Here is a 24,438-nt window from a genome sequence, read left to right as displayed (position 1 = left end):
TCGGTACACACCTCCCGGTCACACACACGGCCAACGGGACCGCACCGGCCCCTCGGAACACGTGGGAACTTAGCGCCTCCCCCAGCGGGCCCGCCACCCATTTAACGCGGCTCCGCGCCCGGCGGCTCAGCGCGGCTCCGCGTAGGTCGGCCGTGGCGGGGGCGGCGGGCCCACCGGGAGGTCCGGTTCCGTGAGGTCGACCGGGATGCCCACGATCATCCGCAGGCCCGGGTGGGCCAGTGGGGCCAGTGCCTGGACCGAGACATGGACCCGGCCGGTGAGCGGCAGGACCATCGGGCGCACCGTGCCGTAGGGGTGCAGGCTCATCTCCGCGCGTTCGTCGCCGTCCCAGAGCCGGCGCACCTCGGCCGAGCGCCGGACACGGCGCACCACGCGCTGGATCGGGTCGTGCTCGGAGTCCACGACGGAGCTGCGGCGCAGCTCGGCGACCATGTAGGGCGCCCAGTGAGTCTCCCACTGCCGGCACTGTTCCCGTCCCTGGGAGAAGGGGGCGAGCAGCTCCTCCATGACGTTGGCGCCGGGGCGCTGCATCCAGGGCCAGTGCCAGGCCGCGCGGCAGTTGTAGGCGAGAACGGTGTAGGTGTCGTCGCTCCAGTAGGCGCCGTGGCCGATGCGGTGCAGCAGGTCGAGCAGGTCGTCCGGGACGTCGGGGTGTTCCGGGACGACCGTCCTCGGGGGCTGGTGACCGGACCACACGTACAGGGCGGACGCCTCGGCCGGGTTCAGGTCCAGAATCCGGGCGCAGTCCCTGACCAGGTCCTTGCTGATCCGCCCCTCGCCGTGTTCGAGGCGCCGGTAGTGCCGCTCGTCCACTCCGAGCAGGTCGGCCATGATCGACTGTGTGAGCCGGCCGCGGCGGTGCCGGTGCCGGGACAGATCCTTCATTCCGGGAACGTCTTCCAGATTCCGGCGCGCCCGCCACGTACGCATGATCTTCTGCATGTCCGACTGAGGGGGCAGCTCCGCTTTCCCCATCTCGCCACCTCCGGGCGCGGGCCACCGGCGGCGTCGGTGCCGATACGCCCGTTCCATGGTGCCTCTCCGTGGCCGTGGCGGCGCGCTGAGAGACCGGACACCGGGGTGTCCGGTCACCCTCACGCCCTTCCCCGAAGTGGCGGCAGGCGTTTGTGTGGGAGCTGGAGATTTTCGTTCCCAGGAGAGGATCATGGAGATTCTGGCCGCTCAGCGCGCCACCCTCAGCCCGCCCCCCACCACGGACCGGCACGTCTGGTGTCTCCCGGACGCCGATCTCACGCACGCCGCCGATGCCCGCCGGAGGGCCGCCGGCGTGCTGCGGCGGTGGCGGCTGCCGCGGGCCACCGTCGACGACGCCGTCCTCGTGGTGTGCGAGTTGGTGACCAACGCGCTCCGCCACGGTCGAAGTCCGGTGCACGTCGCGCTCCACCGGGGGCTCCACCTGGGCCGTGGCGCCCTGACGATCAGTGTCAGCGACCATGGCCACATCCCTTACCCGACGGGTCCCGAGCAGGACCTGGGACACGCCGGGGAGAGCGGCCGGGGGCTGTCCATCGTCGCCGCGCTCGCCCAGGCCCACGGGTACGAGGGGGGAAACTCGACCACGTTCTGGGCCCGGCTGCACACCCACGCGGCGGACCACGCCGTAGACCACCCCTAGGGCGTGTGGTGAAAGTGGCGTCGTCCACCCGCAGGGCGGGGCTGACGGCGGCTGGTGCGTGCGATCGCGAGGCGGAGGATCGGCGTGGTGGACGGACCGGGCGTACTCGGGCGACTGAAGACAACTCCACGAGCGCGCGTGCCGGGCCGGTGAGCCGGACGGGACTTTCACCACACGCCCTGGAGCGTGCCTCCGGCGGCGGCGCAGCGCGTGCGCGTCGCGTGGTGCCGCCTGAAGCTGGGAAGCAGACCTCGCTTCTCTCGCCCACGGAAAGGCCGGACCTCATGTCCTTCACCCAGCGCAGGGACATCGGGCTGCTCGCCCTCCGACTCGGAGTCGGCAGTGTCCTGATCGCCAACGGTTCGCAGAAGCTCTTCGGCTGGTTCGGCGGGGGCGGTATCCGGGGCACGACCGAGGCGATGGATCAGATCGGCTTCACCCCGCCGCGGGAGAGCGCGATCGCCGCGGGGGTCGGCGAGACGGCCAGCGGCACCCTCCTCGTCCTCGGACTGGCGACCCCGGCGGCGGGTGCCGCCGCGGCCGGTGCCATGTCGGGGGCCGTTTCGGTGCACGCTCCCGCCGGATTCTTCTCCCACTCCGGCGGCTTCGAGCACCCCGCTCTCGTCGGCCTTGTCGCCGCCGCTCTCGGTATCACCGGGCCGGGGCGCTATTCGCTCGACCACTTCACCGGACACACACTGGACCGGCCGGGCACCCTGATGGTCGCCTTCGCGCTGAGCGCGGCCGCGGCGACCGTCGTGGTCAGCCGCCGCATCGCGGTGCTCGCGGAGAGGCGCGGCATCGCGGCGACGAACGCGGACAACGGTGCCGCGAGCGCGTAGGGCCAGTCCGGGCAGCGGCGCGGGAGCGATGGGGTGACCGTGGTGTGATGGCGTGGTGAGCCGCGCCGTGGAAGAGACCAATCGCCGCATGCTGCGCGTACGCGACGCGATGGACCGTGACTACGCGCAGCCGTTGGACGTACCCGCCCTGGCCCGCATCGCCCATGTGTCGCAGGCGCACTTCACGCGGACCTTCCGCGCCACGTTCGGCGAGACCCCGCACCGTTACCTTCAGCGCCGACGGGTCGAGCGCGCGATGTTCCTGCTGCGGGAGACGGACCGCAGCGTGACGGACATCTGCTACGAGGTCGGCTTCTCCAGTCCCGCGACCTTCAGCCGCACCTTCCACGACATCGTGGGCCGGCCGCCGAGGACGTACCGCAAGGAGGCGGTGGCGGCCACCGGATACGTACCGACGTGCTTCACGAAGGCGTGGACGCGGCCGAGCACCTGACCGTCTCCCAATACTGAGCAGTTCTGGACAAGTTTTCGTCCGGTCCGGGCCGTAGCGTGATGACCATGTTCAACGCAATCACGCACTCGCAGATCTACGTCCTCGACCAGGACGAGGCACTCGACTTCTACGTCGGCACGCTCGGCCTGGAGGTCAACACCGACGCCGACCTGGGCTTCATGCGCTGGCTGACCGTCAACGTCCCCGGCCACCCCGACCGCCAGATCCTGCTGGAGAAGCCGGGCCCTCCGGCGATGTCCGAGGAGACCGCGCAGCAGGTCCGTGAGCTGGTGACCAAGGGCGCGACGGGCGGCTCGCTCATCTTCACCACGGACGACTGCCGTGGGACGTACGAGACGCTGAAGGGCCGCGGCGTCGAGTTCACCGAGGAGCCCACCGACCGCCCGTACGGCATCGACTGCGGCCTCCGCGACCCGTTCGGCAACAACATCCGCTTCACCCAGCCGAAGTTCTAGGTGTATTGGCCCTGAGGGTTGTTGACGCGGGTGATCGGTGGGTGACCGTGTCCTGTCCACTGAGCCGGCACAACGCCCCCGTACCTCCGGCCGTCAGGCGCCGGCTGTCGATCGAGCGGTCCCGGGTCGACTGCGGGTCGGGGGTCGCGGGGCGGGTCGGGGCGGCGGCAGGATGGCCGTATGACAGGCAGCGACGCATCCACCGCACAACCGGCCGCCGGAGCTCCGGCGGCCCCGGCCCCCTTCACCGCCGACGACTACCGCACCCGGATGGAGCGCGCGGTGCGGGACGCCACGGCCGCCGGGCTGGCCGGCGTCCTCGTGGCGCCGGGGCCCGACATGGTCTGGCTCACCGGCTATCGGCCGCCCGCCGACACCGAGCGGCTCACCCTGCTCGTCCTCACCCCGGACACCGCCCCTGTCCTCGTCGTGCCCAAGCTGGAGGCGCCCGACGCCGCGAAGGCCGTCGGCGCGCCCGCGCTGACCCTGCGGGACTGGGCCGACGGCGTCGACCCGTACGCCGTGACCGCGCCCGCGCTGAGCGCCACCGGCCGCTACGGCATCAGCGACAACACCTGGGCCCTGCATCTCATCGGCCTCCAGGAGACCCTGCCCGGCTCCTCGTACACGCCGTTGACGAACGCGCTTCCGATGCTGCGCGCGGTCAAGGACGCGCGGGAGGTGGAGCGGCTCGCGGCGGCGGGAGCGGCGGCCGACTCCGCGTACGAGGAGATCAAAAAGGTGCCCTTCGCGGGCCGCCGGGAGACCGAGGTCGCGTCCGATCTCGCCGGTCTGCTGCGCGGATTCGGCCACTCCCAGGTCGACTTCACCGTCGTCGGCTCCGGCCCCAACGGCGCCAACCCGCACCACGAGGCCGGTGAACGGGTCATCGAGAACGGCGACATGGTCGTGCTCGACTTCGGCGGGCTCTGCCAGGGTTACGGCTCCGACACCTCCCGTACCGTCCATGTCGGCGAGCCCACCGAGGAGGAGCGCCGCGTACACGACGTGGTGCGCGCGGCGCAGCAGGCCGCCTGCGACGCGGTACGGCCGGGCATCGCCTGCCAGGAGGTGGACCGGGTGGCCCGCGCGGTGATCGACGACGCGGGATACGGCGCGTACTTCATCCATCGCACCGGCCACGGCATCGGCGTCACCACCCATGAGCCGCCCTACATGGTCGAGGGCGAGGAACTGCCTCTCGTACCCGGTATGTGCTTCTCCGTGGAGCCCGGTATCTATCTGCCGGGCCGCTTCGGCGTCCGGATCGAGGACATCGTGACGGTCACCGAAGCGGGCGGCCGGCGGCTCAACACGACGGAGCGGGGCCTGGCCGTGGTCGGCTAGGGCGTCGTGAGCCCCGCCCTGCGGGCGGACGACGCTACTTCCACCACACGCCCTGGGCCCTGTCCGGCGGACAGGCCCCAGGGTGACGCGCCCGGTGCGCGGGGGTACTCGGGGCCGCTGATGAACGGCCCCGAGTACCCCCGCCCGGTTCAGCAGTTCGGTACGCCGGGCAGCCAGGACTCCACCACGTCGATGAAGATGTTGGAGATGTAGCCACCGAAGGCGGGCAGGTAGGCCCAGCCGTCATTGGTGATGCCGTCCACGGTGATCCGCTGGCCGTGGACCTGGCACTTGACGTTGACCGTCGTCGGGCCGGGCAGCCTCGCCACCTCGGCCGAGGCGGTGGTCGCCTGCTGGCGGATGCGGACGTCCGTTCCCCACGTGGGGAACGACTTGCCCGTCTGGTCGCCGGTCCAGAGGTAGGTGACCGTCACCCAGCCGTTGTCGTTCAGGCCGACGTTGTAGAAGGTGCCGTCGGCGAGATCGATACCGGCCGGGTTGAGAACGACACGGCCCGAACCGTCCCGGCCTCCGTTGTAGCCGTCCTCGTAGGCGGCCTGCGCCTCGGGCTTGCCCTGGGGCAGGTCCTTGAACATCTCCCGGGTCGGCGACGGGTTCCAGTAGTCGTCCTTGGTGTTCCAGGGCCCCACGTCCCACACCGGCGCGGTCTCGCAGCGGGCGGGCCCGCAGACCTGCACGGAGTACTGGCCGCTGCCGTTGGGCGACAGGCCCCGCCGCGAGGGCAGCGCGACGAAGTGGTCGTTCGGCTGGATGACATGCCCGTTGGCGGTCGTACGGCCCACGAGACCCTCGCGGGTGGCGAAGACCCGGGCGGTGACGGCGGTCGCGCCCGCGGCGGTCCGGGGCGCGGTGCCCTTCTCGGCGGAGAGCCGCAGGCTCCGGACGCGTGCCTCGCCCTCCTTGTCCCAGAGGGTGATCCGGGCCTGGACGGTGGTGACCGCGCGGGGCAGCACCGCGGGGCCCCGGTCCGCCGGTATCCACTCGGTCCAGCCGCCCTGCGCGGAGCGTCCGCGCACGTCGACGACCACCTCGGCTCCGGCGTCCGCGGGCGTGTCGGCGACCAGTTCGGCGCTGACCCGGTCGACCGGACCGTCGAGTTCCTCGGGGGCGAGCACCTGGGTGCCGTAGCCTTCACCGGCCTCCGCGGACGCCGGACGGAAAGTGGTGCTTCGGACGCTCAAGGCACCTTTGGTGTAACGGACGTTGACGTCGTCGGAGGTGATGCGTGTCAGATCCGCCGACCAGGAGATCGGCGAGAGTGCTACGCGCGTGGATTTCTGGCCGTCGGCCGCTCCGGCCGGTGGTGTGGCGACAGCCACACCTACGCAGGCGAGCAGAGAAAGGGCCGCGGTGATCCGACGTCGGTACCTGGGTCTCGCTCGGTCCTTCATGCCGGTCTCCTCGTGTGGGGGATGGAACCCGGCACACGCTAGTGAGGGTGTCATGTAACCGACAAGGGCTCAGAGAGGGAGAGATCTCCGCATCGGGCATGACAGACCTGGCACATCGTCACATGTCATGCACTTCAGGCGACATGGGCAGGGGCGTGACCACGGCCGCGGCTCGGCGCGTGGTGGGTCAGCGCCGCGTGCGGGTCGGCCTCGCCGGCGGTGGCGGCCGGGTCGGCGTGGACCAGGGCGGCGGTCAGTTTGGGTACCGCGTGCAGCAGCGCGTGCTCCGCCGTGACCGCGACGTCATGCGCCTGACGTACGGTCAGGTCGCCGTCCACCACGACCGCGACCTCGGCGCGCAGCCGGTGCCCGATCCAGCGCAGCCTCAGCTCTCCCACCGCCCGTACGCCGGGGACGTCCAGCAGGGCCAGCTCGGCGGCGTCCACGAGCGCGGGATCGACGGCGTCCATGACGCGGCGGAACACCTCACGGGCGGCGTCGCGCAGGACCAGCGTGATCGCGGCGGTGATGAGCAGACCGACGATCGGGTCGGCGAGCCGCCAGCCGATCGCGGCGCCGCCCGCGCCGAGCAGGACGGCGAGTGAGGTGAAGCCGTCGGTACGGGCGTGCAGCCCGTCGGCGACCAGGGCCGCCGAGCCGATCTCGCGCCCGACGCGGATGCGGTAGCGGGCGACCCACTCGTTGCCGACGAAGCCGACCACGGCGGCGACGGCCACGGCAGGCAGATAGCTGACGCGCTGCGGGTCGAACAGCCGGTCGACGGCCGTCCACGCGGCGAACACGGCCGAGGCGGTGATGGTCAGCACGATGACGATGCCGGCGACGTCCTCGGCCCGCCCGTACCCGTAGGTGAATCTGCGGGTGGCCGCGCGCCGGCCGAGGACGAACGCGACAGCGAGCGGCAGCGCGGTGAGCGCGTCGGCGGCGTTGTGGACGGTGTCGCCGAGCAGCGCCACCGAGCCGGACAGGATGACGACCACCGCCTGCGCGAGCGCGGTCACGCCGAGAACGGCCAGCGAGACCCACAGCGCGCGCATGCCCTTCGCCGACGATTCGAGGGCGGGGTCGATCTTGTCGGCCGACTCGTGGGAGTGGGGGGTGAGGAGGTGACCGGCCTTGTGCCGCCAGTGGGCGAGGCGCCCGCCACGCGCTGCCCCGTGGGCGTCAACCGGGTGGTGGCCGCGACCGCGAGGGTGGGCGTGTCCGCGGGGGTGGGCATGTCCGTGCCCGTCTCCGTGGGGGTGGGCATGTCCGTGCCCGTCTCCGTGCGGGTCGTTCATGGCGGTGGCCTTCCGACGCGCGGGCGGTGGGACCGGGCAGGGTGGTGCGGTGGGGTGGACAGCGGCGTACCCCGTTCGCCATTATGTGCATATGAACGCACGCATGCAACTATCACCTGCGCATGATGCGCACCCGCCCATCCCGGGCGAGGAGCAGTTCACGCTCGCCGCAGAGGTCTTCGCCGTCCTCGCCGACCGCACGCGGCTGGTCCTGCTGCACGGACTCGCGAGCGGCGAGGCGGACGTGACGACGCTGACCGAGATGTGCGGCGCGGCCCGCCCCGCTGTCAGCCAGCACCTCGCCAAGCTCCGGCTCGCCGGTCTGGTGGTCACCCGCAAGGAGGGCCGCCGGGTCGTCTACAGCCTCCGCGACGGCCATCTGCGGCGCGTGATCGACGAGGCGCTGAGCCTGGCCGACCACCAGCTCGACGGCCGCCCCTCGCACGACTGAGCCTCCAGGTCCGGTACGACCTCCGTCTGGGCGAACTGTTCGAATTCGGTCACCGGCCGCCGACCGGCGGCCCCACCGCCGTCGCCGAGGCCGCCCCGCCCCCTCGGCGCGAGCCCGGAGAGACCCCGTACGGCCTCCGAAAAGATACGGAAGAGGCACCTGGGAGGGGAGGCGGATCCCGGCGTGTCGCCATACGCTCATCCCCATGAGCATCGACCGGCGCGTGCTGCTTCGTGGCATGGGCTGGGCCGCCGCAGCGGGCGCGGGCCTCACCCTGGCCGCCGACGCCGCCGGGAGAGCCGGCGAGGACGGGTCCGCCCCTCCCTCGCGCCCGCAGGCACGCCCGGAGCAGGCGCTGCGCTGGGGCAGCGCCGCGCCCGCCGTCGAACCCCGGACGTTCTGGCAGGAGAAACCCCCGCCCCGGCGGAAGCCGGAACGTACGGCCGACGCGGTCAGTGCCGTGTTCATCCACCACACCATCAGCCCCAACAACTACACACGCCCCGAGGTCCCCAACCTCATCCGAACCTTCGCCGTCGACCACGTCGACAACCGGCAGTGGGACGACATCGGCTACAACTTCCTGGTCGACCGGGGCGGCGTCATCTACGAGGGCCGCGCGGGCGGCATCGAGAACCCCGTCGTCGGCGCGCACACCCTGGGGTTCAACGTCGGCACCGTCGGCATCGCCGCCATAGGCGACTTCAGCGACGGCGCGACGGTGCCCGAGGCCATGGTCGACTCGCTCGCCCGGCTGATCGCGTGGAAGCTCGGGCTGTACGGGGTGGATCCGCGCGGCACGACGACGCTGGTGTCCACCAACGACGGCAGCCGGTACAAGAAGGGCACCCGGCAGATCTTCCGTACGGTCTCGGGCCACCGTGACGGCTACTCGACGCGCTGTCCGGGCGGCGCGCTGTACGAGGCGCTCCCCCAGGTACGCGAACGCGCCGCGCGCCTCCAGGGCCGCCCCGACAGCTAGGGCCTGTCGTTTGGATCAGGCCGGGCTCGCGGGGTCTGATCCAAACGACAGACCCCAGGTACTACAGGACTACACGCGGCTCAGAGCGCGCGGTGCATGATGTGGAGGCCGACATAGCCGTGCACCGGATGGCGGAAGCCCTCCGGGAGCGTGCCGAGCACGGTGAAGCCGAGTGATTCGTAGAGCCTCACCGCGTGCGTGTTCGTCTCCACGACGGCGTTGAACTGCATCGCGCGGAAACCCTCCGTACGCGCCCACTCCAGGCTGTACTCGCACAGCGCCCGGCCCACGCCCCGGCCCGTGTGCGCCGGGTCGACCATGTAGCTGGCGCTCGCGATGTGCGAGCCGTTGCCCATGTGGTTGTTGTTCATCTTGGCGGTGCCGAGGACCGTGCCCGCGTCGTCGACCGCGACGACGGTACGGTTCGGCGGCGCCAGCAGCCACCACTCGCTCGCGTCCCGCTCACCGAGGTCGGTCGGATACGTGAACGTGTCGCCCTCGGCCACGATCCGGTGGAAGAACGGCCAGATGGCGGCCCAGTCCTCCCGGGTGGCTTCCCTGATCAGCATGCGGCCAGCATGCCGGGGCGACGTCCGGCGCCGCCAGCGCTTTCCGGCGCCCCCACCGCCGGCCGTATGCCGCCGATGACCGCGGGTACACGCGAGGGCATGGTTGAGAAGACGACTGTCCTTGTCCTGGACTGCGCCGAACCGATGGAACTGGCCGAGTTCTACGCCGGTCTGCTCGACGCGGAGATCCGCCCGTGGGGCGACCCCGACTATGTGGAGGTCGTCGGCAACAACGGCGTCCATCTGGCGATCCACCGCGATCACGGCTACGCGCCGCCCAGTTGGCCCCGGCCCGACGACTCCCAGCAGGCGCATCTGCGCATCCTCGTGAACCGGGGTGACATGGACGAGGCCGAGCGCGAGGCGGTCGGGCTCGGTGCCAGGCCGGTGGAGGCCAAGAACAACAGCGGGCCGCGCGACGCACGGACGTACTCCGACCCGGCCGGTCACTCCTTCACGCTCGCCGTGTCGCCCGAGCCCGCGCGGCAGCCCGATCCCGTCGGCGGGGGCGCCAACGCCGAGAACGTCTCCGGCATCGGTGACGTATAACGGGACCGTCCTGTCGGTCGCCGCACGACGTCCGCGGCGCGCGCTGAAGGTGGTTGTCGGATGAGGCTCACGGTCCTCGGCGGCGGGGGCTTCCGGCTCCCCCTGGTGTACGGCGCGCTGCTCGGCGACCATGCCGGGGGCCGGGTCACCGATGTCGTCCTGCACGACGTCGACACCGCCCGGCTCACCGCGATCGCCCGCGTGCTCGCCGACCAGGCGGCGGGCGTGCCCGACGCGCCGCGGGTCACCGTGACCACCGATCTGGACGAGGCGATCCGGGGCACCGACTTCGTCTTCTCGGCGATCCAGGTGGGCGGTCTCGAAGGCCGCGCGGCCGACGAGCGCGTGGCGCTCGCCGAGGGGGTGCTCGGGCAGGAGACCGTCGGGGCCGGCGGCACAACCGCGAGGCGGCGGGCGCCGGTGAACGCGCCACCGAGGACCTGGAGTCGGGCGGGTACGAGAAGGTCGCCCTCGCTCTGATGCGGGCCATCGCCCACGACAGCCGCTCGACGCTCATCCTCAACGTCCGCAACGGAACGACGCTTTCGGTGCTGGACACCGAAGCCGTCATCGAGGTCCCCTGCCTCGTGGACGCGAACGGCGCCCATCCGGTCGCCGTGGCGCCGCTGCCGTACCACGCGACCGGGCTGGTCTGCGCGGTGAAGGCGGTCGAGCGCGAGGTGCTGGCGGCGGCGGAGAGCGGTTCGCGTGCGGCGGCGGTGAAGGCGTTCGCGCTGCATCCGCTCGTCGACTCGGTGACGGTGGCGCGCCGGCTGGTGGACGGCTATGTGGACGCGCACCCGGGTCTGGCGTATCTGCGGTGACCGGGGCGCCGGACACCCCCTACAGCCCGGCGATCAGGACCGCACCCGACACCGCCGCGAACACCAGGACCATGATCCGCAGCTTCGCCGCGTCCACACGGTGGTGCACGAGACGGCTGAGCCAGACGCCGAGCGCGAGGGCGGGCAGAAGCAGCAGCGCGGGCGACGCCTGGCCGGGGCTGCCCTGGCCGGTGGCGAACAGCAGCCCCAGGGAGGCGACTTCGCCGGCGAGGAAGCAGACGGCGACCGTCGAGCGCAGCTCGGCCGGTGGCCGGTGCTGGTAGACCAGCGCCAGCGGCGGGCCGCCGACGCCGGTCGCCGTCTCGGTGAGGGCCGTGACGGCGCCGGCGCCGACGTACGCCGTCCGGCCGGGGGTGAACGCGGGTGCCAGCAGGCTCACCAGCGCGGCCAGCACCGTCGCGGCGCCGACGACCACGCCGAGGTGGCGTTCGGGGACCGCCCACAGGAGCGCCAGTCCCCCGGGGGTGGCCGCGAGGCGGGCAGCCGAGATCCAGCGGGCGCCGCGCAGGTCGAGGTCGGCGCGTTCGCGCCAGGCCACGTACAGATTCAGCGGGATCATCGAGGCGAGCAGGAACACGGGCAGCAGACCGGGATCCACCATGCCGGCGACGGGCGCGACGATGAGGGCGAAGCCGAGGCCGCTCGTGCCCTGGACGAACGCGGCGAGCGCGACCACGGCGGCGAGGAGCGCGATCACCCCGCCGCCCAGGCCCTGGCTCAGCCCGTCGATCACGTCGTTCCCCGGCCCACCGTCATGACATGACGCTCCGTCACTCGCCGTGCAGCAGTATCGGTATCTCCTGCCAGCCGAACGCTATGAACGACGGCACCTGCTTCAACTGGTCGGCCCCGACGGCCAGTCGCATGTCCGGGTAGCGGTCGAAGAGCGCCGGCAGGGCCGTCAGGGCCTCCATCCGGGCGAGCGGCGCGCCGATACAGCGATGGACGCCGATCCCGAACGACAGGTGCTCGTCCGCGCCCCGGTGGATGTCGAACTCGGCCGCGTCGGGGCCGTACTGGTCGGGGTCGTTGCCCGCGGCGGCGAACGTGGTCACTATGGCGTCGCCCGCCGGGATGGTGACTCCGTCGAGCGTGATGTCGGAGACGGCGTAGCGCAGCGGGAGGCTGGCGATCGAGGGGTGGACGCGCAGGACCTCCTCTATGACGCTCTCCCAGCCGACGTCGCCGGCCCGGACGGCGGCGAGCTGGTCGGGGTGGTTCAGGAGGGTGACGACGGCGTTGCCTATGAGGTTGACCGTCGTCTCGAATCCGGCGCCGATGACCAGCAGAAGGGTGTAGAGGAGTTCGTCGTCGGCGAGCCGGTCGCCTTCCTCGTCGCGCACCCGGATCAGCTCCGTGGCCAGGTCGTTGCCCGGGTTCTCCCTCTTGTACGCGATCAGCGCGGGGAGCACGGTGGCGATCTGCCGCTGCACGGACGCGGCGTGTTCGGGGGACGCGTCGGAGGTGTCGAAGACGTCGTTCATCATCTTGACGGCGGCGTCGCGCGAGTCGTCGGGTATCCCGAAGAGTTCGCAGATCAGCCGCATCGGAAGCGGGTGGGCGTAGCCGGCCTTCACGTCCACCGCCTGGCCCGGGGCCGCCGCCGCGGACGCGTCGAGGCCGGCGAGAAGGTCGGCGGTTATCGCCTCGACCTGTCCCCGCATCGCCTCGGTGCGCTTGTGGGTGAAGCTCGGCGAGACGAGCTTGCGCAGGCGGGTGTGGTCGGGGCCGTACGTGTTGAGCATGTTGACCACGCCGACCCAGCCGAGTATCCAGCTCCACTCGGGCTTCCTGTTGACCTCCTCCCACAGCGACCAGTGCAGCCGGGGGTCCTTGCTGACGCGCGGGTCCAGGATGAGCGTGCGCAGCGAGGCGAAGCCGGTGGGCGCCCAGGCGGGGATGGAGCCGGGCAGGTCTACGGGCACCACGGGGCCCAGTGCGCGCAGCCGGGCGCTCTCGGCGGGGATGTCCGCGCCGAAGGGATCGAGGGCCACGCGGGTGGTCTCGGTCGTCATGCTCGGTCTCCTGACTTCTCGGGGTGGGGTCGCGGAGGTGCCGGACAGGGCCTGGGAGCCGGGACGTCGTTACGGGGTGGCGACGGCGGTGTCCGGCGTACGGGGGGTGAAGCGGACGGGCAGCGACTTCAGGGAGCGGATGAACGGGCCCGGCCGCCAGGCGAGTTGATCGCGCGGCATGACGGGCTCCAGGTCGGGCAGCCACTGGGTGATGCGCTCGATGGCCTCGGTGGCGATGAGCAGCACCTGCTGCTTGAGCGGGCACTTGTGCGCTCCCGCCCCCCAGGAGAGATGCGAGGCGTCGTGCGGATGGTGCGGCGCTCCGGCGGCGTCCTGTTCGGAGAAGTATCCGAGCGATCCGTAACTGACGATGACGGGCACCGCCTTGCGCACCCATACGCCGTGGAAGCTCAGTGACTCCCGCGCGTAGAGGATGCCGTAGTTCGCCAGCGGCGTCTCGTGGCGCAGCACTTCGACGACCGCGTCCATCACGGGGCGGGAGCCGCTGGTGAGGGTGGAGTAGTACACGGGGTTGCCGAGAATCCTGGAGAGCGCGTTGGCGACGAGGTTCGCCGTGGGCTCGTGGCCGGCGGCCATCGTGATGAAGACCTGCCAGACGACCTCCTCGTACGTGAGGTCCGCCGGGTGGTCGATCAGCCAACTGGTCAGGTCGTCACCGCGTTTGAGGGTCTTGGCCGTGACGAGTTCCGTGACGTACCGGCCGTACTCCACCTCGCCGGCGGCGGCCTCGTCACCGCCCTCCATGAGCCGGCCGATCGAGTTGTGGAGCCGGACGCTCTCGCTGTCGGGGAGGCCGAAGAGGTTGTTGAAGATCAGCGTCATCAGCGGGCGGGCGAAGTCGTCCACGAGGTCCGCGCTGCCCGCCGGGCCGAACCGGCCCACCAGCAGGTCCACGGCGCGGTGCACGCGCTCGCGCAGGTCGTGCGGCTCGACCAGGTCGAAACCGTCGATGAGCGCGGTGCGGTAACGGGCATGCGCCGCACCGTCGTTGAAGAGCGGGTTGGGGCGCCACTTCAGCATGCTGAGGATCGGTGAGTCCGGGGCGGCGGTGGACTCCCACTCCCTGGAGTCGTGCGACCAGGTGTCGGGGTCGTGCAGGATGTCGAGGGCGGCCCGGCGGTCGGTGACGATGTACGCGGGCTCGCCCGGGGCGAGTTCGCCCCAGCCGACGGGGCCCTGTGCCCTGAGGGCCTCGTAGCGGCTGTGCGGATCGGCGGCGAAGCCCTCGTCCCAGAGCCGGACCGGCGCCGAGAGGGAGAAGGCCTTCGCGGGGGCGGGGTACGAGGTCACCAGGTCACCGTGTTTCCGGGGTGGGCGCGGCGCCGCTCTCGACGGCGCCGGCGAGAGCTTCCTCTTCGGTCACGGCCTCGGCTTCGGTCACGGCTGCCCCTTCGGTCACGGCCTTGGCTTCAGTCACGGCCTCGGCTTCGGCGGGCCCGTCGGCGGCCTGGCCTGTTATCAAATGCTGGACCAGCGCGAGCAGCGCGTCGACGGAGGAGTTGGTGTCACGCGCGTCGCAGACGACCATCGGCGTGCTGGGCTCCAGATCCAGCGACCCGCGCAACTGCTCCTCGGTGTACGGGCGCGAGTCGGGAAAGGTGTTGAGCGCGACGGCGTACGGCAGCCCCGACTCCTCGACCAGCCCGAGCACGTCGAAGGAGTCGTCGATACGGCGCGTGTCGACGAGGACGAGCGCGCCGAGCGCACCGTGGGCGATGTCCGCCCACAGCGAGCGGAAGCGCTCCTGGCCGGGCGTGCCGAACAGGTAGAGCACGATCCCCGCGTCCAGGCTGATCCGCCCGAAATCGATGGCGACCGTCGTGGTGGTCTTGTCGCGAACGCCCGCGAGGTCGTCCACGTGGACGGACGCCTCGGTGAGGTGTTCCTCGGTGTGCAGCGGACGGATCTCGGACACCGAGTCGATCAGCGTGGTCTTTCCGACGCCGAACGGGCCTGCCACCAGGATCTTCACCAACTCGCGGGTGGTGTCGGGCAGGTGGAGCCCGTCGGCGCTGGTGCTACTGCTTGAGGGCGCGTAGGCCATCGGCCACTCTCTTCAACAGGTCGGACGCGGGCAGGGCGGCCGGGGGTACCGGCGGGCGCAGGCTCACCAGCCCCTGCTCCGCCAGCTCGGCGGCGAGTACGCGTACGGCGGAGACCGGCAGTTCCAGCAGGGCCGCGGCTTCCACCAGGGTGAGCGTTCCGCCGTCGAGCACGTCGTACAGCGCGTGCCGCGCGGCGGGCAGTCCGTCGGGAGCGGGCCCGTCCCCGCCGGTCAGCAGCGAAAGCCGCTCCAGCTCTGTATGGCGCGGCCGAGCCACCCCGCCGGTGGACAGATAGGCGGGAACGAGTGGACGGCCGCTCCTGCGGCCGGTCATGCCGGAGTGCCGCCCTCGCCCGCGCGCGGTGCGGCCGTCATCGCTTTCTCGCCGAGTCTGGCGACCTGCGAGTGCACGCGGTGGGCGAGCAGGTCGAGCCGTACCTCGGGCCCTCCGTACGCGGCCACGCAGGTGCCGTGCGAGGTCGGCGCCACCAGGATGTAGCCGTGGTCGGATTCGATGACGATCTGGCGGATCTCCGCGTCGTCGTGGTCGGCGAAGGCGGCGGCGGCCGTACGGCACGCGCCCTGCACGGTGCTGGTGATCGCCGCCGTACGTTCGGCGGTGGCCTGGCTGAGCGCCTCCGTGTAACCGGAGACGAGACCGTCTCTGGTCAGGAGGACGGCTGCCCGCACATGCGGGATTTCCAGGATCGGATCGAGCACCCACGCCGTTTCGCCGGCGTCGCGGCTTTTCATCGCGGGTCGTTCCCTTCGGGGTCGGCGGTGGATCGTGCCGCTGCGGTGCCGGTCTGGAGCGCGCCGAGCGCCGCGGCGGAGTCTTCGGGGGTACGGGCGGGCGGCTGGGCCTGCTCGGGAAAGGACCGGGCGGCCGGGACCGCCGCTTCGGCGCCGGGCCGGCCACGGCGGCTCCTGCGCTGCGGCAGGTCGTCGTCGTCGGCGGGCTCGGTGCCGGGGTCGGGGGTGGTCTCGGTGCGGGTGTCCTCGGTGCGGGAGAAGTGGGTTCGCGTGAGGATGTCGGGGGCGGTGAGCGTCGGGGACCCGCTCGCCCTGCCGGTCCGCGAGGACCCGCCGGTCCTGACGGGCAGCTTCCCCCTCGTCTCCGGCCTGGCCGGCGGTTCCGGCGCCCCGGCCTCACGGGTGGAGCGCGGTGCGGCGGCGGCCGGCGGTCTGATGACCGGGTCGACATGGCTGAGCAGATGGTTGTCGACCAGCAGCACCGCGCGTACACCGCCGTACGGCGACGGGGTCGACAGGTCGACGGACAGGTCGAACTGCCGGGTGAGCTGACCGATCGCGGCCAGTCCCATCCGGGGCGGGTCGCCGAGGTCGGACAGCAGGATCGGTTCGCTGCTCGCCACCATGCGCTGTGCGTACGCGCGTTCGTCGGCGGACATGCCGACTCCCGCGTCGTCGATGGTGACGGCGACCCCGTGGTGCGCGCGTTCCAGGTTCACCGTGACGTCGGAGTCCCGCGAGGAGTGCCGCAGCGCGTTGTCGAGGAGTTCGGCGACGATGATCGCGACCGGCTCGACGGCGTGCGAGACGAGTGCGGTGCCGGACTCCAGATGGTTGTTGACGCGAACGCGGTGGTATCCGACGAGCCGGGACTGGCCGCCGGTCACCGCGTCCACCAGGTGCGACTCCTCACGGGCCAGACCCACCCAGGCGCCGCACACGACGGCGGCGACCTGTGCGCGCCGCAGCGACTGCTCGTTCTCGTGGTCGAGTTCGAACAGGGTCTGCGCCAACTCGGGTTCGTCGTACTGCTGTTGCAGTCCTCGGAGCACATCCTGGAGCCGGTAGAGCCCCGCCTGGATCTCCCGGGTGGTGCCGCGCATGCCCGCACGGGCGGCGGCGTCGACCCGCTTGCGCTCCTTCGTCATGACTCCCAGCAGGCCGTCGAGCACTCCTTCCAGACCGGCGCCGGGCCGGGTGCGGGCGAAGTCGGAGCTGAGCGGTCCGGGTACCTGGGCGTGCGGGTGCGCGGCCCGGGTCGCCGCCGCGGGGATGCGCTTCTCGGTCAGATGGGCGATCTCGGCGATGAAGTCGCCGGAAGCGCGCTCGGCCTTCGCCCGTGCGTCGTCGAGCCGTTCCCGCAGGCATGCGATCTCGTCGCGAAGGCCGGACCGGTCACGGCGTGAGAGGAACAGGAACCCTCCCAGGACGAGAGCCAGCAGAGTCCCGGCGGACAGGCCGACCGCGGCCAGAACCGTTATCTCGATCATCGGACGGACCTCGGGAGGATCGGGGGACGGGCGGGTCCAGAAGGAGCAGTGAGGCGACCCGCACAGTACACACCGTCACCGGCCGTGTTCGCACCGCATTCGCGCGAAGGTCCCTCGGGAATCCCCCCTACGAGGGCCACCGCCTCCAGAAGTGCCCGGTAGGGGGACAGCCGTGGTACGCCGCGCGGGGCAGGGGGCGACACCCGGGGTCGGAGATCCCCGGACGGGAGGATCCCGACGACCCGTTCTGCCCGGACGTGATCTCGCCGACCGGGACGGTCCTGGAGCGGGAGTCTTGGTGCGCCGGGGGCGTACGAGCGGGCCGACTGCCCCGCGCGGAAGGGGAGTTCCGCGCGGGGCAGCGGCCGTACCGGGGTTGGTGCGCGCCTCGCTCGTGAGCGGGGCGCGCGCGCCGGGTCAGCCGATCGTCACGCGGAAGATCTTGTCCGACCCGGCAGGCTCACCGCCGTTGCCGTCAGCGTTCGTCGTGGAGAGCCACAGCGCGTCGGCGCCGGGCACCTTGGTGACACCGCGCAGCCGTCCGTACGTACCGACGTAGTGCGCCCGGGGTGTGCCGACGTCCTCGTTGCCGGCGTTGATCGGGATCTGCCAGAGCCGCTCGCCGCGCAGGGACGCCATGTAGACGGCGCTGTCGACGATGGCGATCCCGCTGGGCGACGCCTCGGCGGTGGTCCAGGTGGCCTTCGGGTTGGTCATCCCGGCCTGGGAGCAGTTGCCTTCGCAGAGGGGCCAGCCGTAGTTGTCGCCGGCCTTGACGAGGTTGAGTTCGTCCCTGGCGTTCTCGCCGAGTTCCGCCTCCCACAGGCGGCCCTGCGGGTCGAAGGCGATGCCCTGCGGGTTGCGGTGGCCCAGGCTGAAGACGTGGTTGCCGAAGGGGTTGCCGGGCGCCGGCTCCCCGGCCGTCGTCATCCGCAGGATCTTGCCGTTGAGCGAGTTCTTGTCCTGGGCGAGAGCGGTGTTCTGCGCGTCGCCGGTCGAGGCGTAGAGATGGCCGTCGGGGCCGAAGGCGAGCCGGCCGCCGTTGTGGTACCTGTTCTTCGTGATGCCCTTCAACAGGGCCCTGTAGCCGGTGAGCCGGGTGCCGTCGTAGGTCATCCGGGCGACGCGGTTGCCCTCGGACGAGGTGTGCATGAAGTACACGAAGTGATTGGTCGCCCAGTCCGGGTCGACGGCGACACCCATCAGGCCGCCCTCACCGCCGGTGGTCTGGGACTCGGGGACGGAGCCGACCTCGGTCCGCTGCCCGTCCGGTGTCACCTTGAAGACCTTGAAGGTGTCGCGCTCGGTGACCAGCGCCGAGGAGTTGTCGGGCAGCCAGTGGATGCCCCAGGGGATGGAGTAGCCGGTGGAGATGGTGGTGATGTCGGTCGGCTCGCCGGCCGCGGCGGCGCGGGGCTCGTTCGCGCTCGCCGTCTGGACGAGTCCGGCGACGAGCGCCGCCGCGGCGACCGTGGCCGCCGCCGTCCTGGCGAGGGTCTTCGTCGGGTTGCTTCCGTGCATGGATTCCTCCGGATGGAGTGGGGGGTCGGGAGGTGCGTGTGGTGCGGCCATGGGGGGCCGCGGGAAAGGAAGTTCTAAGGGTGACCGGGGGCGGCCCCGTGGTCCTTGGGGTGATCCCGGTAGATGTACGGGGGCGCCCCGCCGAGGGCACCCGCTGTCAGGGGTCCGGGCCCTCTCGGGGCGTCCACCAGGTCACGTACGAGCGCGTGGTCGGGCGACAGACGGCAGGCGGGGTCCGTCCGCGACGCGTCGCCGGTGAGCGCGTGGGCCTGGCATCGGCAGCCGCCGAAGTCCTTGGTGCGGAGCTCGCAGCCGCGGCACGGGTCGCTCATCCACTCCTCGCCCCGGTAGAGGTTGAAGGCGTTCGACTCGTGCCAGATCCACTCCAGGGAGTGGTCCCTGACATTGGGCGCGTCCAGTCCCGGCAGTGCGGCGGCGGCCGGGCAGGGATAGACGGTGCCGTCGGGCGCGACCGTCAGCGAGAGCGCGCCCCAGCCGCCCATACAGGGCTTGGCCCTTCCTTCCACGTAGTCCGGCACGACCCACACCAGCTCCAGCCGCCCGGCCAGCCGTTTCCGCCAGCGCTCGACGGACTCCCGGGCCCGGGAGATCTGGGCGCGGTCGGGCAGGAGCGCGTCGCGGTTGCGCAACGCCCAGCCGTAGAACTGGGTGTTGGCCAGTTCGATGCGCTCCGCGCCCCAGACGAGGGCGAGTGTGACGAGGTCGTCGAGCGCGTCGAGGTTGGCGCGGTGCAGGACGACGTTGAGGCCGAGCGGCAGGTCCGCCTCGCGTACGAGCCGGGCCGCGCGCTCCTTCGCGGCGAACGAGCGTGCCCCGGCTATGAGTTCGGAGGCGGCGGGGTCCGCGTGCTGCACCGAGAGCTGCACGCTGCGCAGTCCGGCGTCCATCAGCGCGGTGAGCCGCTTCTCGTGCAGTCCGACACCGCTGGTGACGAGCTGGGTGTGGATCCCGGCCCCGTCGGCGGCGGCGACGATCTCGGTCAGGTCGCGGCGGAGCAGCGGTTCGCCGCCGGAGAGATGGGTCTGTACGACTCCGAGGCCTGCGGCCTGCCGGAACACGTCGGTCCACTGATCGGTCGTCAGTTCACTTGCCCTGCTGACGAGTTCGAGGGGGTTGGAGCAGTACGAGCAGTGCAGCGGGCAGCCGTGGCTCAGCTCGGCGAGCAGCGCCCACGGCGGGGCGGGCCTGGTGGGTTCGGTCACTTGAGCCAGCCTTCCGCGCGTAACCGCCCCAGGAAGACGGGGACTTCGGCGGCGACGGGTGCGCCGGGGTGCTGTGCGGCGAGGGTGGCGACGATCGTGCCCACGTCGGTGGCGCCGTCGCACAAGCGCAGGATCGAGCCGGCGTTGCCCTGGAGCACGACGACGCGCTCGGGCAGGACGAGCAGGTCCGTGTCACGGACGCGGTCGTGCCGGAACACCGCGGACCGTGAGAGCACCGGCTTCCAGCGGGGGCCGGGGTCCGGTGCCGGTCCTGTCATCGGGGCTCCTCAGCGCCGTGGTCGACGGCGTCGAGCAGGGCCCAGAGCACGTCGCACTTGAACCGGAGCGCGGCGACGGCCGACTCCTGCTCCCGCCGGGTCACTGCCCATTCGAGGACCAGGGCGAGGGCTTCCTGGCTGTCCCGCCCGCCCTGTCCGATGCGGTCGCGGAAGTAGGTCAGCCCGTCGGCCTCGATCCAGCGGTAGTGGCGTTCGAACGCCGCGATCCGGGTGCGCATGATGCCGGGCGCGGCCAGTTCGGTGAGGGAGGCGGCGACGGCTTCGAGCGGAGAGCCCAGCCGGCAGAAGTTGACGTATCCGTCGACCGCGAGCCGTACGCCCGGCAGGACTTCGGCGCCCGAGCGCAGCCGCGCCCGGCCGATCCCGGCGGCCTCGCCGAGCCGGAGCCAGCGCTCGATGCCGCCCTCGCCCTCTGTCAGACCGTCGTGGTCCTGGATGCGGCGGAGCCAGGAACGGCGCAGGGAGGAGTCGTCGAACTTGGCCAGGATCAGGGCGTCCTTGACGGGAATGTGCCGCTGGTAGTGGAAGCGGTTGACGATCCAGCGGCGCAACTCGGCCGGTTCCAGGGTGCCTTCGTGCATGCGTACGTTGAACGGGTGGCGGTCGTGGTAGCGCTCGGCCGGTACGGCGCGCAGCCGGTCCGTGAACTCCTCGGGGCTCCAGAGCCCGCCGGTGCGGGTCGCTGTCGGGGCGGCTGTGCTCACAGCTCGATCACCATTCGGTCGGCGGCGACCGCCAGGCCCCACTCCCCCAGCAGCGTGTGCTGCGGGGCGTCCGGGTCGCCGAGGGGGTTGGTGTTGTTGAGGTGGGTGTAGAGGCAGCGGGCGCGCAGCCCGGAGAGCCGGCGTGCGGTGCCGCCCGGTCCGGCGATCGGCAGATGCCCCATGCCGGTGGCGGTCTTGGCGGAGATGCCGGTCCGTACGGGTTCGTCGTCGTCCCAGAAGGTGCCGTCGACGATCACGCAGTCCGCGGCCTCGACGGCGTCCTGGAAGGCGTCGGTCCAGCGGGCGAGGGCGGGCGCGTAGACGAGGCTCCGGCCGGTGGCGGTGTCGCGCAGGCGCAGGGCGACCACCCAGGTGTGGTCGTCGTCGGTACCGTCGGCTCCGTGAGCGGCGGCGGCAACGGCGTAACGCGGGCGTTTGGGCGAGACGGGTACGGCGTCGATCTCGACGCTCCCGCTCTTGGTGAGCGGCACCGGCTCGCCGCCCAACTCCCGCCATTCGACCCGGGTGTAGGGGGCGATGATGTCGTCCAGCCTCATGAGCCCGGTCAGTGCGCCGTGGACGGGCCGGGTGGCGAGGACGTCGAAGCCGTCGGCCTCGCGCAGCCGGGCGATGCCGAGGGTGTGGTCGAGTTCGGCGTCGGTGAGGATCACTCCGGCCACGGGAGTGTCGCGCCGCCCGGGCCCCGGGTGGAGTGCGGGGCAGTCCTCGATCTGGTCGCCGATGTCGGGGGTCGCGTTGACGAGGTACCAGCGGTCCTCGTCGGCGCGCAGGGCGAGTGAGGCGTGACGGCGGCGCCGGTGCGGGTGGGCGCGTGCCCCGGCGCAGCCGGGACACGCGCAGTTCCACTGGGGCAGCCCGCCGCCCGCCGCGGTGCCGAGCACCTGCAGCAGCATGGCGGTGGGGTCTACCGGTCGGTCAGGGCGTAGGCGGTGACTTCGAGCGCGGTCTCGACGACCATGAACTCGGGTGTCTGCCAGTTGATGGTGTTGATCGTGCCGTCCGTCGGTTCCTGCGCCGTTTCCTGTGAGTCCTTCATGAGCCGTTGCCTGCCTTCCTGAGATGTGGGGGTCAGGAGTGATTCAGGATTGACTTCTCGGTGACACTGCGGACCACCGAACGCTCATTCAGATGAATGTCCGGCGTTCAGCCATGTGTGACAGCGTTGCGTCTCTCGTGGGGCTCGGTCAATGGTGCGGACCGCATCCCATCCGACCACATCCGGCCGCGGACCGGAGGTCCCCCGGAAGCCAACTACCCGTGTGGGTGGTTTTTCCGGTCACCCGTGGCCGGCGCGTGGTCGGGGCGCGGCGGTCTCGGCGGGGCCGACCCTGATGACCAGCTCCGGGCGGTCCCACATCACCGCGGGCGGGTTCGCCGCCACCGTTCCGACGCGTTCGGCGCCCACGCCGCGGTAGAAGCCCTCGGCGGGCGGGTGCGACACCACGCGTACGGCGGCGACTCCGGCGGCGCGCGCCTCCCCCTTCATGTGCTCGACCAGCCGCCGCCCGACACCGAGGCCCTGCGCGGCGTCGGCGACGAACATCAGGTCCAGCTCGGGCGGGACGAGCAGCAGGGCGTAGAAGCCGAGCAGGCGGTCGTCCGGACCGGCGGCGAGGAAGACCCGGTGTGTCTCGATGTAGTCGGGCCCCATGCGGTAGCCGGCGATCATGGGCGCGTACGGGCCCTCGTAGGCGCGGGACGCCCGGACGAGCCGGGTCAGCCGCTTGGCGTCGCGCGCGGTGGCCCGCCGGACGGCGACGCCGGGGGCGGTGCGGGCCGCCGGCCGGCCCACCGCGGGATCGCCGGCAGGACCGGTTGCGGTAACACACGAGATCATGGCGAGAGTATTACGCACCGGGTGCGGCGGCCCGGACGGCGGGCCTCCGCCCGGCATCGCCGGGCTGCCGGGGCCGGGCCGTCCTTGTACGGTCGGGAAGAGTGCCAGGACCCGGCCCGGACGAGAGGAAGCAGCCATGCCCATGCTCGGCAGAAGCAAGGCGTTCAGTGGTTTCGCCGTGGACGACATCCCGAGGGCCCGTGTCTTCTACGAGGAGACGCTGGGCCTGGGCGTCACGGAGGCGAACGGCATGCTGCAGTTGCGTCTCGGGGGCGGGGCGGAGGTACTCGTCTACCCGAAACCGGACCATGTCCCCGCCACGTACACGATCCTCAACTTCCCCGTCGAGGACATCGAGCAGGCCGTGGACGACCTGGTCCGGCGGGGCGTGAGCTTCGAGCGCTACCCCGGCATGGAGACCGACGACCGGGGCATCTTCCGGCTCGGCGGCCCGTACATCGCGTGGTTCACCGACCCGGCGGGCAACACACTCTCCGTACTCCAGGACCGCCCGGCCTGATCCGGCGGACAGGCTTGACTTAAAGCCTGGTTCAACTTCTACGTTCGTGGTCACCGGCAGCAGCCGAACGAGGAGGCGGTTCCCATGACCACGAGCACGAGCACGACCAACGTTCCCGAGCACTACCGCTACTCCGTGATCGCCCATGTCATGGTCGACGGCGCCCACGCCGCGATCGACTTCTACAGCAGAGCGTTCGGCGCCGAAGAGCTGTTCCGCGTCGACGGCCCGGAGGGACGCGTCGTGCATGCCGAGGTCGGCATCGAGGGATCCGTCTTCATGCTGGGCGACGCGCAGGGGCCGTTGTTCGGCGCGCCGACCGTGCTCGGCGGCACCACCGTGGGGCTGCATGTCTTCGTCGCCGATGTCGACGCGCTGACGCGGCGGGCCGTCGCGGCCGGGGCGGAGCTGCTGTCGCCCCCCGCCGACCAGTTCCACGGCGACCGCACCGCGATGCTGCGGGACCCCTTCGGACACGTCTGGGTCTTCCTCACGCACCTGGAGGACCTGACCCCGGAGGAGATCACCCGCCGGGCACGCGGACTCTTCACCGAGGAATGATCCGCCGCGCTTCGGCGTGTCCCTCGTCAGCGCTTGGTGTCGCTGTGCAGGGCCCAGGCCGGCAGGACGAACCAGCAGAGCACGAACCCCACGACGAGTCCCGCGACGATCCACAGCGCCACGGCGTTGTGCAGCGCCACGCGCAGAATCAGCAGCAGCGCCGACGCCATGGTGCACAGGAGGAAGACCAGCCCCAGGACGGTGAGCCGGGACGCCCATTCGACCGCCTCGGGCTTCAACCGCCGCCCGGTGACCATCCGGTGGAAGGACACCGGCGCGATGAGCGCGCCCGTGGCGACGGCGCCGAGTACCACCGTCGCGACATAGATGTTGGTGTCGGTGTCCGACAGTTCGGTGAAGCGCGGCTGGAAGACGACGGTGAGCAGGAACCCGAAAAGGATCTGCACGCCGGTCTGTGCCACACGTAGCTCCTGGAGCAGTTCCGCCCACCGCCGGTCGGCGCGCTCCTCCGACGATTCGTCACGCCCGCCGGGCCCGCCCTCGCCTGCTCTGCTCATGTCAGTCGTCATGCCCTCCGGGTTTC

Annotated in this window: 29 protein-coding genes and 1 pseudogene; 11 read left to right on the top strand and 19 right to left on the bottom strand. The window is 71.6% G+C overall.

The genetic code is table 11. The features are described 5' to 3' along the window. Positions 1 to 126 precede the first annotated feature (126 nt). The gene (locus tag ACIBBB_RS01145) at positions 127 to 996 is read right to left on the bottom strand and encodes a helix-turn-helix domain-containing protein (protein WP_398977433.1); all 870 of its coding nucleotides are present in this window, start codon (positions 994 to 996) and stop codon (positions 127 to 129) included. A 190-nt stretch (positions 997 to 1,186) separates the two neighbouring features. Between ACIBBB_RS01145 and ACIBBB_RS01140 the strand changes: the two genes are divergently transcribed. The 5 genes from ACIBBB_RS01140 to ACIBBB_RS01120 all read left to right on the top strand — a co-directional run bounded on the left by ACIBBB_RS01140 (position 1,187) and on the right by ACIBBB_RS01120 (position 4,776). After that, the gene (locus ACIBBB_RS01140; protein WP_398977431.1) at positions 1,187 to 1,657 is read left to right on the top strand and encodes an ATP-binding protein; all 471 of its coding nucleotides are present in this window, start codon (positions 1,187 to 1,189) and stop codon (positions 1,655 to 1,657) included. Positions 1,658 to 1,941: 284 nt separating this feature from the next. Continuing rightward, the gene (locus tag ACIBBB_RS01135; RefSeq protein WP_398977429.1) at positions 1,942 to 2,499 is read left to right on the top strand and encodes a DoxX family protein; all 558 of its coding nucleotides are present in this window, start codon (positions 1,942 to 1,944) and stop codon (positions 2,497 to 2,499) included. A 55-nt stretch (positions 2,500 to 2,554) separates the two neighbouring features. Next, entirely contained in the window at positions 2,555 to 2,953 is a 399-nt protein-coding gene (locus tag ACIBBB_RS01130) for a helix-turn-helix domain-containing protein (RefSeq protein WP_398977427.1), read from the top strand. Positions 2,954 to 3,018: 65 nt separating this feature from the next. Beyond that, complete coding sequence (locus ACIBBB_RS01125; protein ID WP_398977426.1) at positions 3,019 to 3,429, top strand: VOC family protein; 411 nt, start codon at positions 3,019 to 3,021, stop codon at positions 3,427 to 3,429. A 180-nt stretch (positions 3,430 to 3,609) separates the two neighbouring features. Next, positions 3,610 to 4,776 carry an aminopeptidase P family protein gene (locus ACIBBB_RS01120; protein WP_398977424.1) on the top strand — a complete coding sequence of 389 codons (1,167 nt, stop codon included), beginning with the start codon at positions 3,610 to 3,612 and terminating at the stop codon, positions 4,774 to 4,776. A gap of 149 nt (positions 4,777 to 4,925) precedes the next feature. Here the strand turns inward: ACIBBB_RS01120 and ACIBBB_RS01115 are convergent, their stop codons facing one another. After that, positions 4,926 to 5,978 carry a hypothetical protein gene (locus tag ACIBBB_RS01115; protein ID WP_398977422.1) on the bottom strand — a complete coding sequence of 351 codons (1,053 nt, stop codon included), beginning with the start codon at positions 5,976 to 5,978 and terminating at the stop codon, positions 4,926 to 4,928. Between the two features lie 344 nt (positions 5,979 to 6,322). Continuing rightward, positions 6,323 to 7,489: a cation diffusion facilitator family transporter gene (locus ACIBBB_RS01110; RefSeq protein ID WP_398977420.1), complete on the bottom strand. Its 1,167-nt coding sequence runs from the start codon at positions 7,487 to 7,489 to the stop codon at positions 6,323 to 6,325. A gap of 91 nt (positions 7,490 to 7,580) precedes the next feature. Here ACIBBB_RS01110 and ACIBBB_RS01105 point away from each other — a divergent pair, with 91 nt between their 5' ends. Both ACIBBB_RS01105 and ACIBBB_RS01100 read left to right on the top strand, forming a co-directional pair. After that, positions 7,581 to 7,940: an ArsR/SmtB family transcription factor gene (locus ACIBBB_RS01105; RefSeq protein ID WP_398977418.1), complete on the top strand. Its 360-nt coding sequence runs from the start codon at positions 7,581 to 7,583 to the stop codon at positions 7,938 to 7,940. A 205-nt stretch (positions 7,941 to 8,145) separates the two neighbouring features. Then, positions 8,146 to 8,922 carry a peptidoglycan recognition protein gene (locus tag ACIBBB_RS01100; RefSeq protein WP_398977416.1) on the top strand — a complete coding sequence of 259 codons (777 nt, stop codon included), beginning with the start codon at positions 8,146 to 8,148 and terminating at the stop codon, positions 8,920 to 8,922. A gap of 80 nt (positions 8,923 to 9,002) precedes the next feature. Here ACIBBB_RS01100 and ACIBBB_RS01095 read toward each other — a convergent pair whose 3' ends face one another. Beyond that, positions 9,003 to 9,491 carry a GNAT family N-acetyltransferase gene (locus ACIBBB_RS01095; RefSeq protein ID WP_398977415.1) on the bottom strand — a complete coding sequence of 163 codons (489 nt, stop codon included), beginning with the start codon at positions 9,489 to 9,491 and terminating at the stop codon, positions 9,003 to 9,005. A 99-nt stretch (positions 9,492 to 9,590) separates the two neighbouring features. Between ACIBBB_RS01095 and ACIBBB_RS01090 the strand changes: the two genes are divergently transcribed. Beyond that, positions 9,591 to 10,040, top strand: a complete 450-nt coding sequence (locus tag ACIBBB_RS01090) for a VOC family protein (RefSeq protein WP_398977413.1) — start codon at positions 9,591 to 9,593, stop codon at positions 10,038 to 10,040. Positions 10,041 to 10,100: 60 nt separating this feature from the next. Further along, positions 10,101 to 10,864, top strand: a pseudogene (locus ACIBBB_RS01085) (hypothetical protein). A gap of 19 nt (positions 10,865 to 10,883) precedes the next feature. On the opposite strand, the gene ACIBBB_RS01080 reads toward ACIBBB_RS01085, so the two are convergent. The 14 genes from ACIBBB_RS01080 to ACIBBB_RS01015 all read right to left on the bottom strand — a co-directional run bounded on the left by ACIBBB_RS01080 (position 10,884) and on the right by ACIBBB_RS01015 (position 22,813). After that, entirely contained in the window at positions 10,884 to 11,618 is a 735-nt protein-coding gene (locus ACIBBB_RS01080; RefSeq protein ID WP_398977411.1) for a sulfite exporter TauE/SafE family protein, read from the bottom strand. 37 nt (positions 11,619 to 11,655) lie between these two features. After that, complete coding sequence (locus tag ACIBBB_RS01075; protein WP_398977409.1) at positions 11,656 to 12,900, bottom strand: cytochrome P450; 1,245 nt, start codon at positions 12,898 to 12,900, stop codon at positions 11,656 to 11,658. A gap of 69 nt (positions 12,901 to 12,969) precedes the next feature. Next, positions 12,970 to 14,211, bottom strand: a complete 1,242-nt coding sequence (locus ACIBBB_RS01070; RefSeq protein ID WP_398977407.1) for a cytochrome P450 — start codon at positions 14,209 to 14,211, stop codon at positions 12,970 to 12,972. Between the two features lie 4 nt (positions 14,212 to 14,215). Beyond that, positions 14,216 to 14,965, bottom strand: a complete 750-nt coding sequence (locus ACIBBB_RS01065; RefSeq protein WP_398977405.1) for a GTP-binding protein — start codon at positions 14,963 to 14,965, stop codon at positions 14,216 to 14,218. Beyond that, positions 14,940 to 15,299 carry a DUF742 domain-containing protein gene (locus tag ACIBBB_RS01060; protein WP_398977403.1) on the bottom strand — a complete coding sequence of 120 codons (360 nt, stop codon included), beginning with the start codon at positions 15,297 to 15,299 and terminating at the stop codon, positions 14,940 to 14,942. The genes ACIBBB_RS01065 and ACIBBB_RS01060 overlap by 26 nt, the downstream gene beginning before the upstream one ends. Further along, the gene (locus ACIBBB_RS01055; RefSeq protein ID WP_398977401.1) at positions 15,296 to 15,718 is read right to left on the bottom strand and encodes a roadblock/LC7 domain-containing protein; all 423 of its coding nucleotides are present in this window, start codon (positions 15,716 to 15,718) and stop codon (positions 15,296 to 15,298) included. Before ACIBBB_RS01055 ends, ACIBBB_RS01060 begins: the two co-directional genes overlap by 4 nt. Further along, positions 15,715 to 17,208, bottom strand: coding sequence for an ATP-binding protein (locus ACIBBB_RS01050; protein WP_398977399.1), 1,494 nt, complete (start codon positions 17,206 to 17,208; stop codon positions 15,715 to 15,717). The genes ACIBBB_RS01055 and ACIBBB_RS01050 overlap by 4 nt, the downstream gene beginning before the upstream one ends. Before the next feature lie 417 nt (positions 17,209 to 17,625). Beyond that, a complete protein-coding gene (locus ACIBBB_RS01045) occupies positions 17,626 to 18,729 on the bottom strand; it encodes a PQQ-dependent sugar dehydrogenase (RefSeq protein WP_398977397.1) in 1,104 nt (367 codons plus the stop codon). A 74-nt stretch (positions 18,730 to 18,803) separates the two neighbouring features. Beyond that, complete coding sequence (pqqE, locus tag ACIBBB_RS01040) at positions 18,804 to 19,961, bottom strand: pyrroloquinoline quinone biosynthesis protein PqqE (RefSeq protein WP_398978752.1); 1,158 nt, start codon at positions 19,959 to 19,961, stop codon at positions 18,804 to 18,806. Further along, on the bottom strand, positions 19,949 to 20,230 hold the full coding sequence (gene pqqD, locus ACIBBB_RS01035) for a pyrroloquinoline quinone biosynthesis peptide chaperone PqqD (RefSeq protein ID WP_398977395.1): 282 nt from the start codon (positions 20,228 to 20,230) through the stop codon (positions 19,949 to 19,951). The genes pqqE and pqqD overlap by 13 nt, the downstream gene beginning before the upstream one ends. Beyond that, complete coding sequence (gene pqqC, locus ACIBBB_RS01030) at positions 20,227 to 20,955, bottom strand: pyrroloquinoline-quinone synthase PqqC (protein WP_398977393.1); 729 nt, start codon at positions 20,953 to 20,955, stop codon at positions 20,227 to 20,229. The genes pqqD and pqqC overlap by 4 nt, the downstream gene beginning before the upstream one ends. Continuing rightward, positions 20,952 to 21,869 (bottom strand): pyrroloquinoline quinone biosynthesis protein PqqB, encoded by a 918-nt coding sequence (gene pqqB / locus ACIBBB_RS01025; RefSeq protein WP_398977391.1) that lies wholly within the window; start codon positions 21,867 to 21,869, stop codon positions 20,952 to 20,954. The genes pqqC and pqqB overlap by 4 nt, the downstream gene beginning before the upstream one ends. Before the next feature lie 11 nt (positions 21,870 to 21,880). Continuing rightward, entirely contained in the window at positions 21,881 to 22,012 is a 132-nt protein-coding gene (gene pqqA / locus ACIBBB_RS01020) for a pyrroloquinoline quinone precursor peptide PqqA (protein WP_398977389.1), read from the bottom strand. 240 nt (positions 22,013 to 22,252) lie between these two features. Beyond that, on the bottom strand, positions 22,253 to 22,813 hold the full coding sequence (locus ACIBBB_RS01015) for a GNAT family N-acetyltransferase (protein ID WP_398977387.1): 561 nt from the start codon (positions 22,811 to 22,813) through the stop codon (positions 22,253 to 22,255). Positions 22,814 to 22,955: 142 nt separating this feature from the next. Between ACIBBB_RS01015 and ACIBBB_RS01010 the strand changes: the two genes are divergently transcribed. Together ACIBBB_RS01010 and ACIBBB_RS01005 are read left to right on the top strand one after the other, a co-directional pair. Further along, positions 22,956 to 23,333 (top strand): VOC family protein, encoded by a 378-nt coding sequence (locus tag ACIBBB_RS01010; protein WP_398978750.1) that lies wholly within the window; start codon positions 22,956 to 22,958, stop codon positions 23,331 to 23,333. Positions 23,334 to 23,417: 84 nt separating this feature from the next. Further along, positions 23,418 to 23,894, top strand: a complete 477-nt coding sequence (locus tag ACIBBB_RS01005) for a VOC family protein (RefSeq protein WP_398977385.1) — start codon at positions 23,418 to 23,420, stop codon at positions 23,892 to 23,894. A gap of 26 nt (positions 23,895 to 23,920) precedes the next feature. Here ACIBBB_RS01005 and ACIBBB_RS01000 read toward each other — a convergent pair whose 3' ends face one another. Then, complete coding sequence (locus ACIBBB_RS01000; RefSeq protein WP_398977383.1) at positions 23,921 to 24,412, bottom strand: DUF6328 family protein; 492 nt, start codon at positions 24,410 to 24,412, stop codon at positions 23,921 to 23,923. Positions 24,413 to 24,438: the final 26 nt, after the last annotated feature.

It is taken from the genome of Streptomyces sp. NPDC051217 (genome assembly GCF_044455465.1).
Lineage (GTDB): Bacteria > Actinomycetota > Actinomycetes > Streptomycetales > Streptomycetaceae > Streptomyces.
The sequence above is the reverse complement of the archived record's forward strand: the minus strand, read 5'-3'. Positions and strand labels throughout refer to the sequence as shown.

Coding starts and splice junctions, on each gene's coding strand:
- ACIBBB_RS01145 (WP_398977433.1), bottom strand. CDS start 996: ATGGGGAAAGCGGAGCTGCCCCCTCAGTCGGACATGCAGAAGATCATG.
- ACIBBB_RS01140 (WP_398977431.1), top strand. CDS start 1,187: ATGGAGATTCTGGCCGCTCAGCGCGCCACCCTCAGCCCGCCCCCCACC.
- ACIBBB_RS01135 (WP_398977429.1), top strand. CDS start 1,942: ATGTCCTTCACCCAGCGCAGGGACATCGGGCTGCTCGCCCTCCGACTC.
- ACIBBB_RS01125 (WP_398977426.1), top strand. CDS start 3,019: ATGTTCAACGCAATCACGCACTCGCAGATCTACGTCCTCGACCAGGAC.
- ACIBBB_RS01120 (WP_398977424.1), top strand. CDS start 3,610: ATGACAGGCAGCGACGCATCCACCGCACAACCGGCCGCCGGAGCTCCG.
- ACIBBB_RS01110 (WP_398977420.1), bottom strand. CDS start 7,489: ATGAACGACCCGCACGGAGACGGGCACGGACATGCCCACCCCCACGGA.
- ACIBBB_RS01105 (WP_398977418.1), top strand. CDS start 7,581: ATGAACGCACGCATGCAACTATCACCTGCGCATGATGCGCACCCGCCC.
- ACIBBB_RS01100 (WP_398977416.1), top strand. CDS start 8,146: ATGAGCATCGACCGGCGCGTGCTGCTTCGTGGCATGGGCTGGGCCGCC.
- ACIBBB_RS01095 (WP_398977415.1), bottom strand. CDS start 9,491: ATGCTGATCAGGGAAGCCACCCGGGAGGACTGGGCCGCCATCTGGCCG.
- ACIBBB_RS01090 (WP_398977413.1), top strand. CDS start 9,591: ATGGTTGAGAAGACGACTGTCCTTGTCCTGGACTGCGCCGAACCGATG.
- ACIBBB_RS01075 (WP_398977409.1), bottom strand. CDS start 12,900: ATGACGACCGAGACCACCCGCGTGGCCCTCGATCCCTTCGGCGCGGAC.
- ACIBBB_RS01065 (WP_398977405.1), bottom strand. CDS start 14,965: ATGGCCTACGCGCCCTCAAGCAGTAGCACCAGCGCCGACGGGCTCCAC.
- ACIBBB_RS01060 (WP_398977403.1), bottom strand. CDS start 15,299: ATGACCGGCCGCAGGAGCGGCCGTCCACTCGTTCCCGCCTATCTGTCC.
- ACIBBB_RS01055 (WP_398977401.1), bottom strand. CDS start 15,718: ATGAAAAGCCGCGACGCCGGCGAAACGGCGTGGGTGCTCGATCCGATC.
- ACIBBB_RS01050 (WP_398977399.1), bottom strand. CDS start 17,208: ATGATCGAGATAACGGTTCTGGCCGCGGTCGGCCTGTCCGCCGGGACT.
- ACIBBB_RS01045 (WP_398977397.1), bottom strand. CDS start 18,729: ATGCACGGAAGCAACCCGACGAAGACCCTCGCCAGGACGGCGGCGGCC.
- pqqD (WP_398977395.1), bottom strand. CDS start 20,230: ATGACAGGACCGGCACCGGACCCCGGCCCCCGCTGGAAGCCGGTGCTC.
- pqqB (WP_398977391.1), bottom strand. CDS start 21,869: ATGCTGCTGCAGGTGCTCGGCACCGCGGCGGGCGGCGGGCTGCCCCAG.
- pqqA (WP_398977389.1), bottom strand. CDS start 22,012: ATGAAGGACTCACAGGAAACGGCGCAGGAACCGACGGACGGCACGATC.
- ACIBBB_RS01015 (WP_398977387.1), bottom strand. CDS start 22,813: ATGATCTCGTGTGTTACCGCAACCGGTCCTGCCGGCGATCCCGCGGTG.
- ACIBBB_RS01010 (WP_398978750.1), top strand. CDS start 22,956: ATGCTCGGCAGAAGCAAGGCGTTCAGTGGTTTCGCCGTGGACGACATC.
- ACIBBB_RS01005 (WP_398977385.1), top strand. CDS start 23,418: ATGACCACGAGCACGAGCACGACCAACGTTCCCGAGCACTACCGCTAC.
- ACIBBB_RS01000 (WP_398977383.1), bottom strand. CDS start 24,412: ATGAGCAGAGCAGGCGAGGGCGGGCCCGGCGGGCGTGACGAATCGTCG.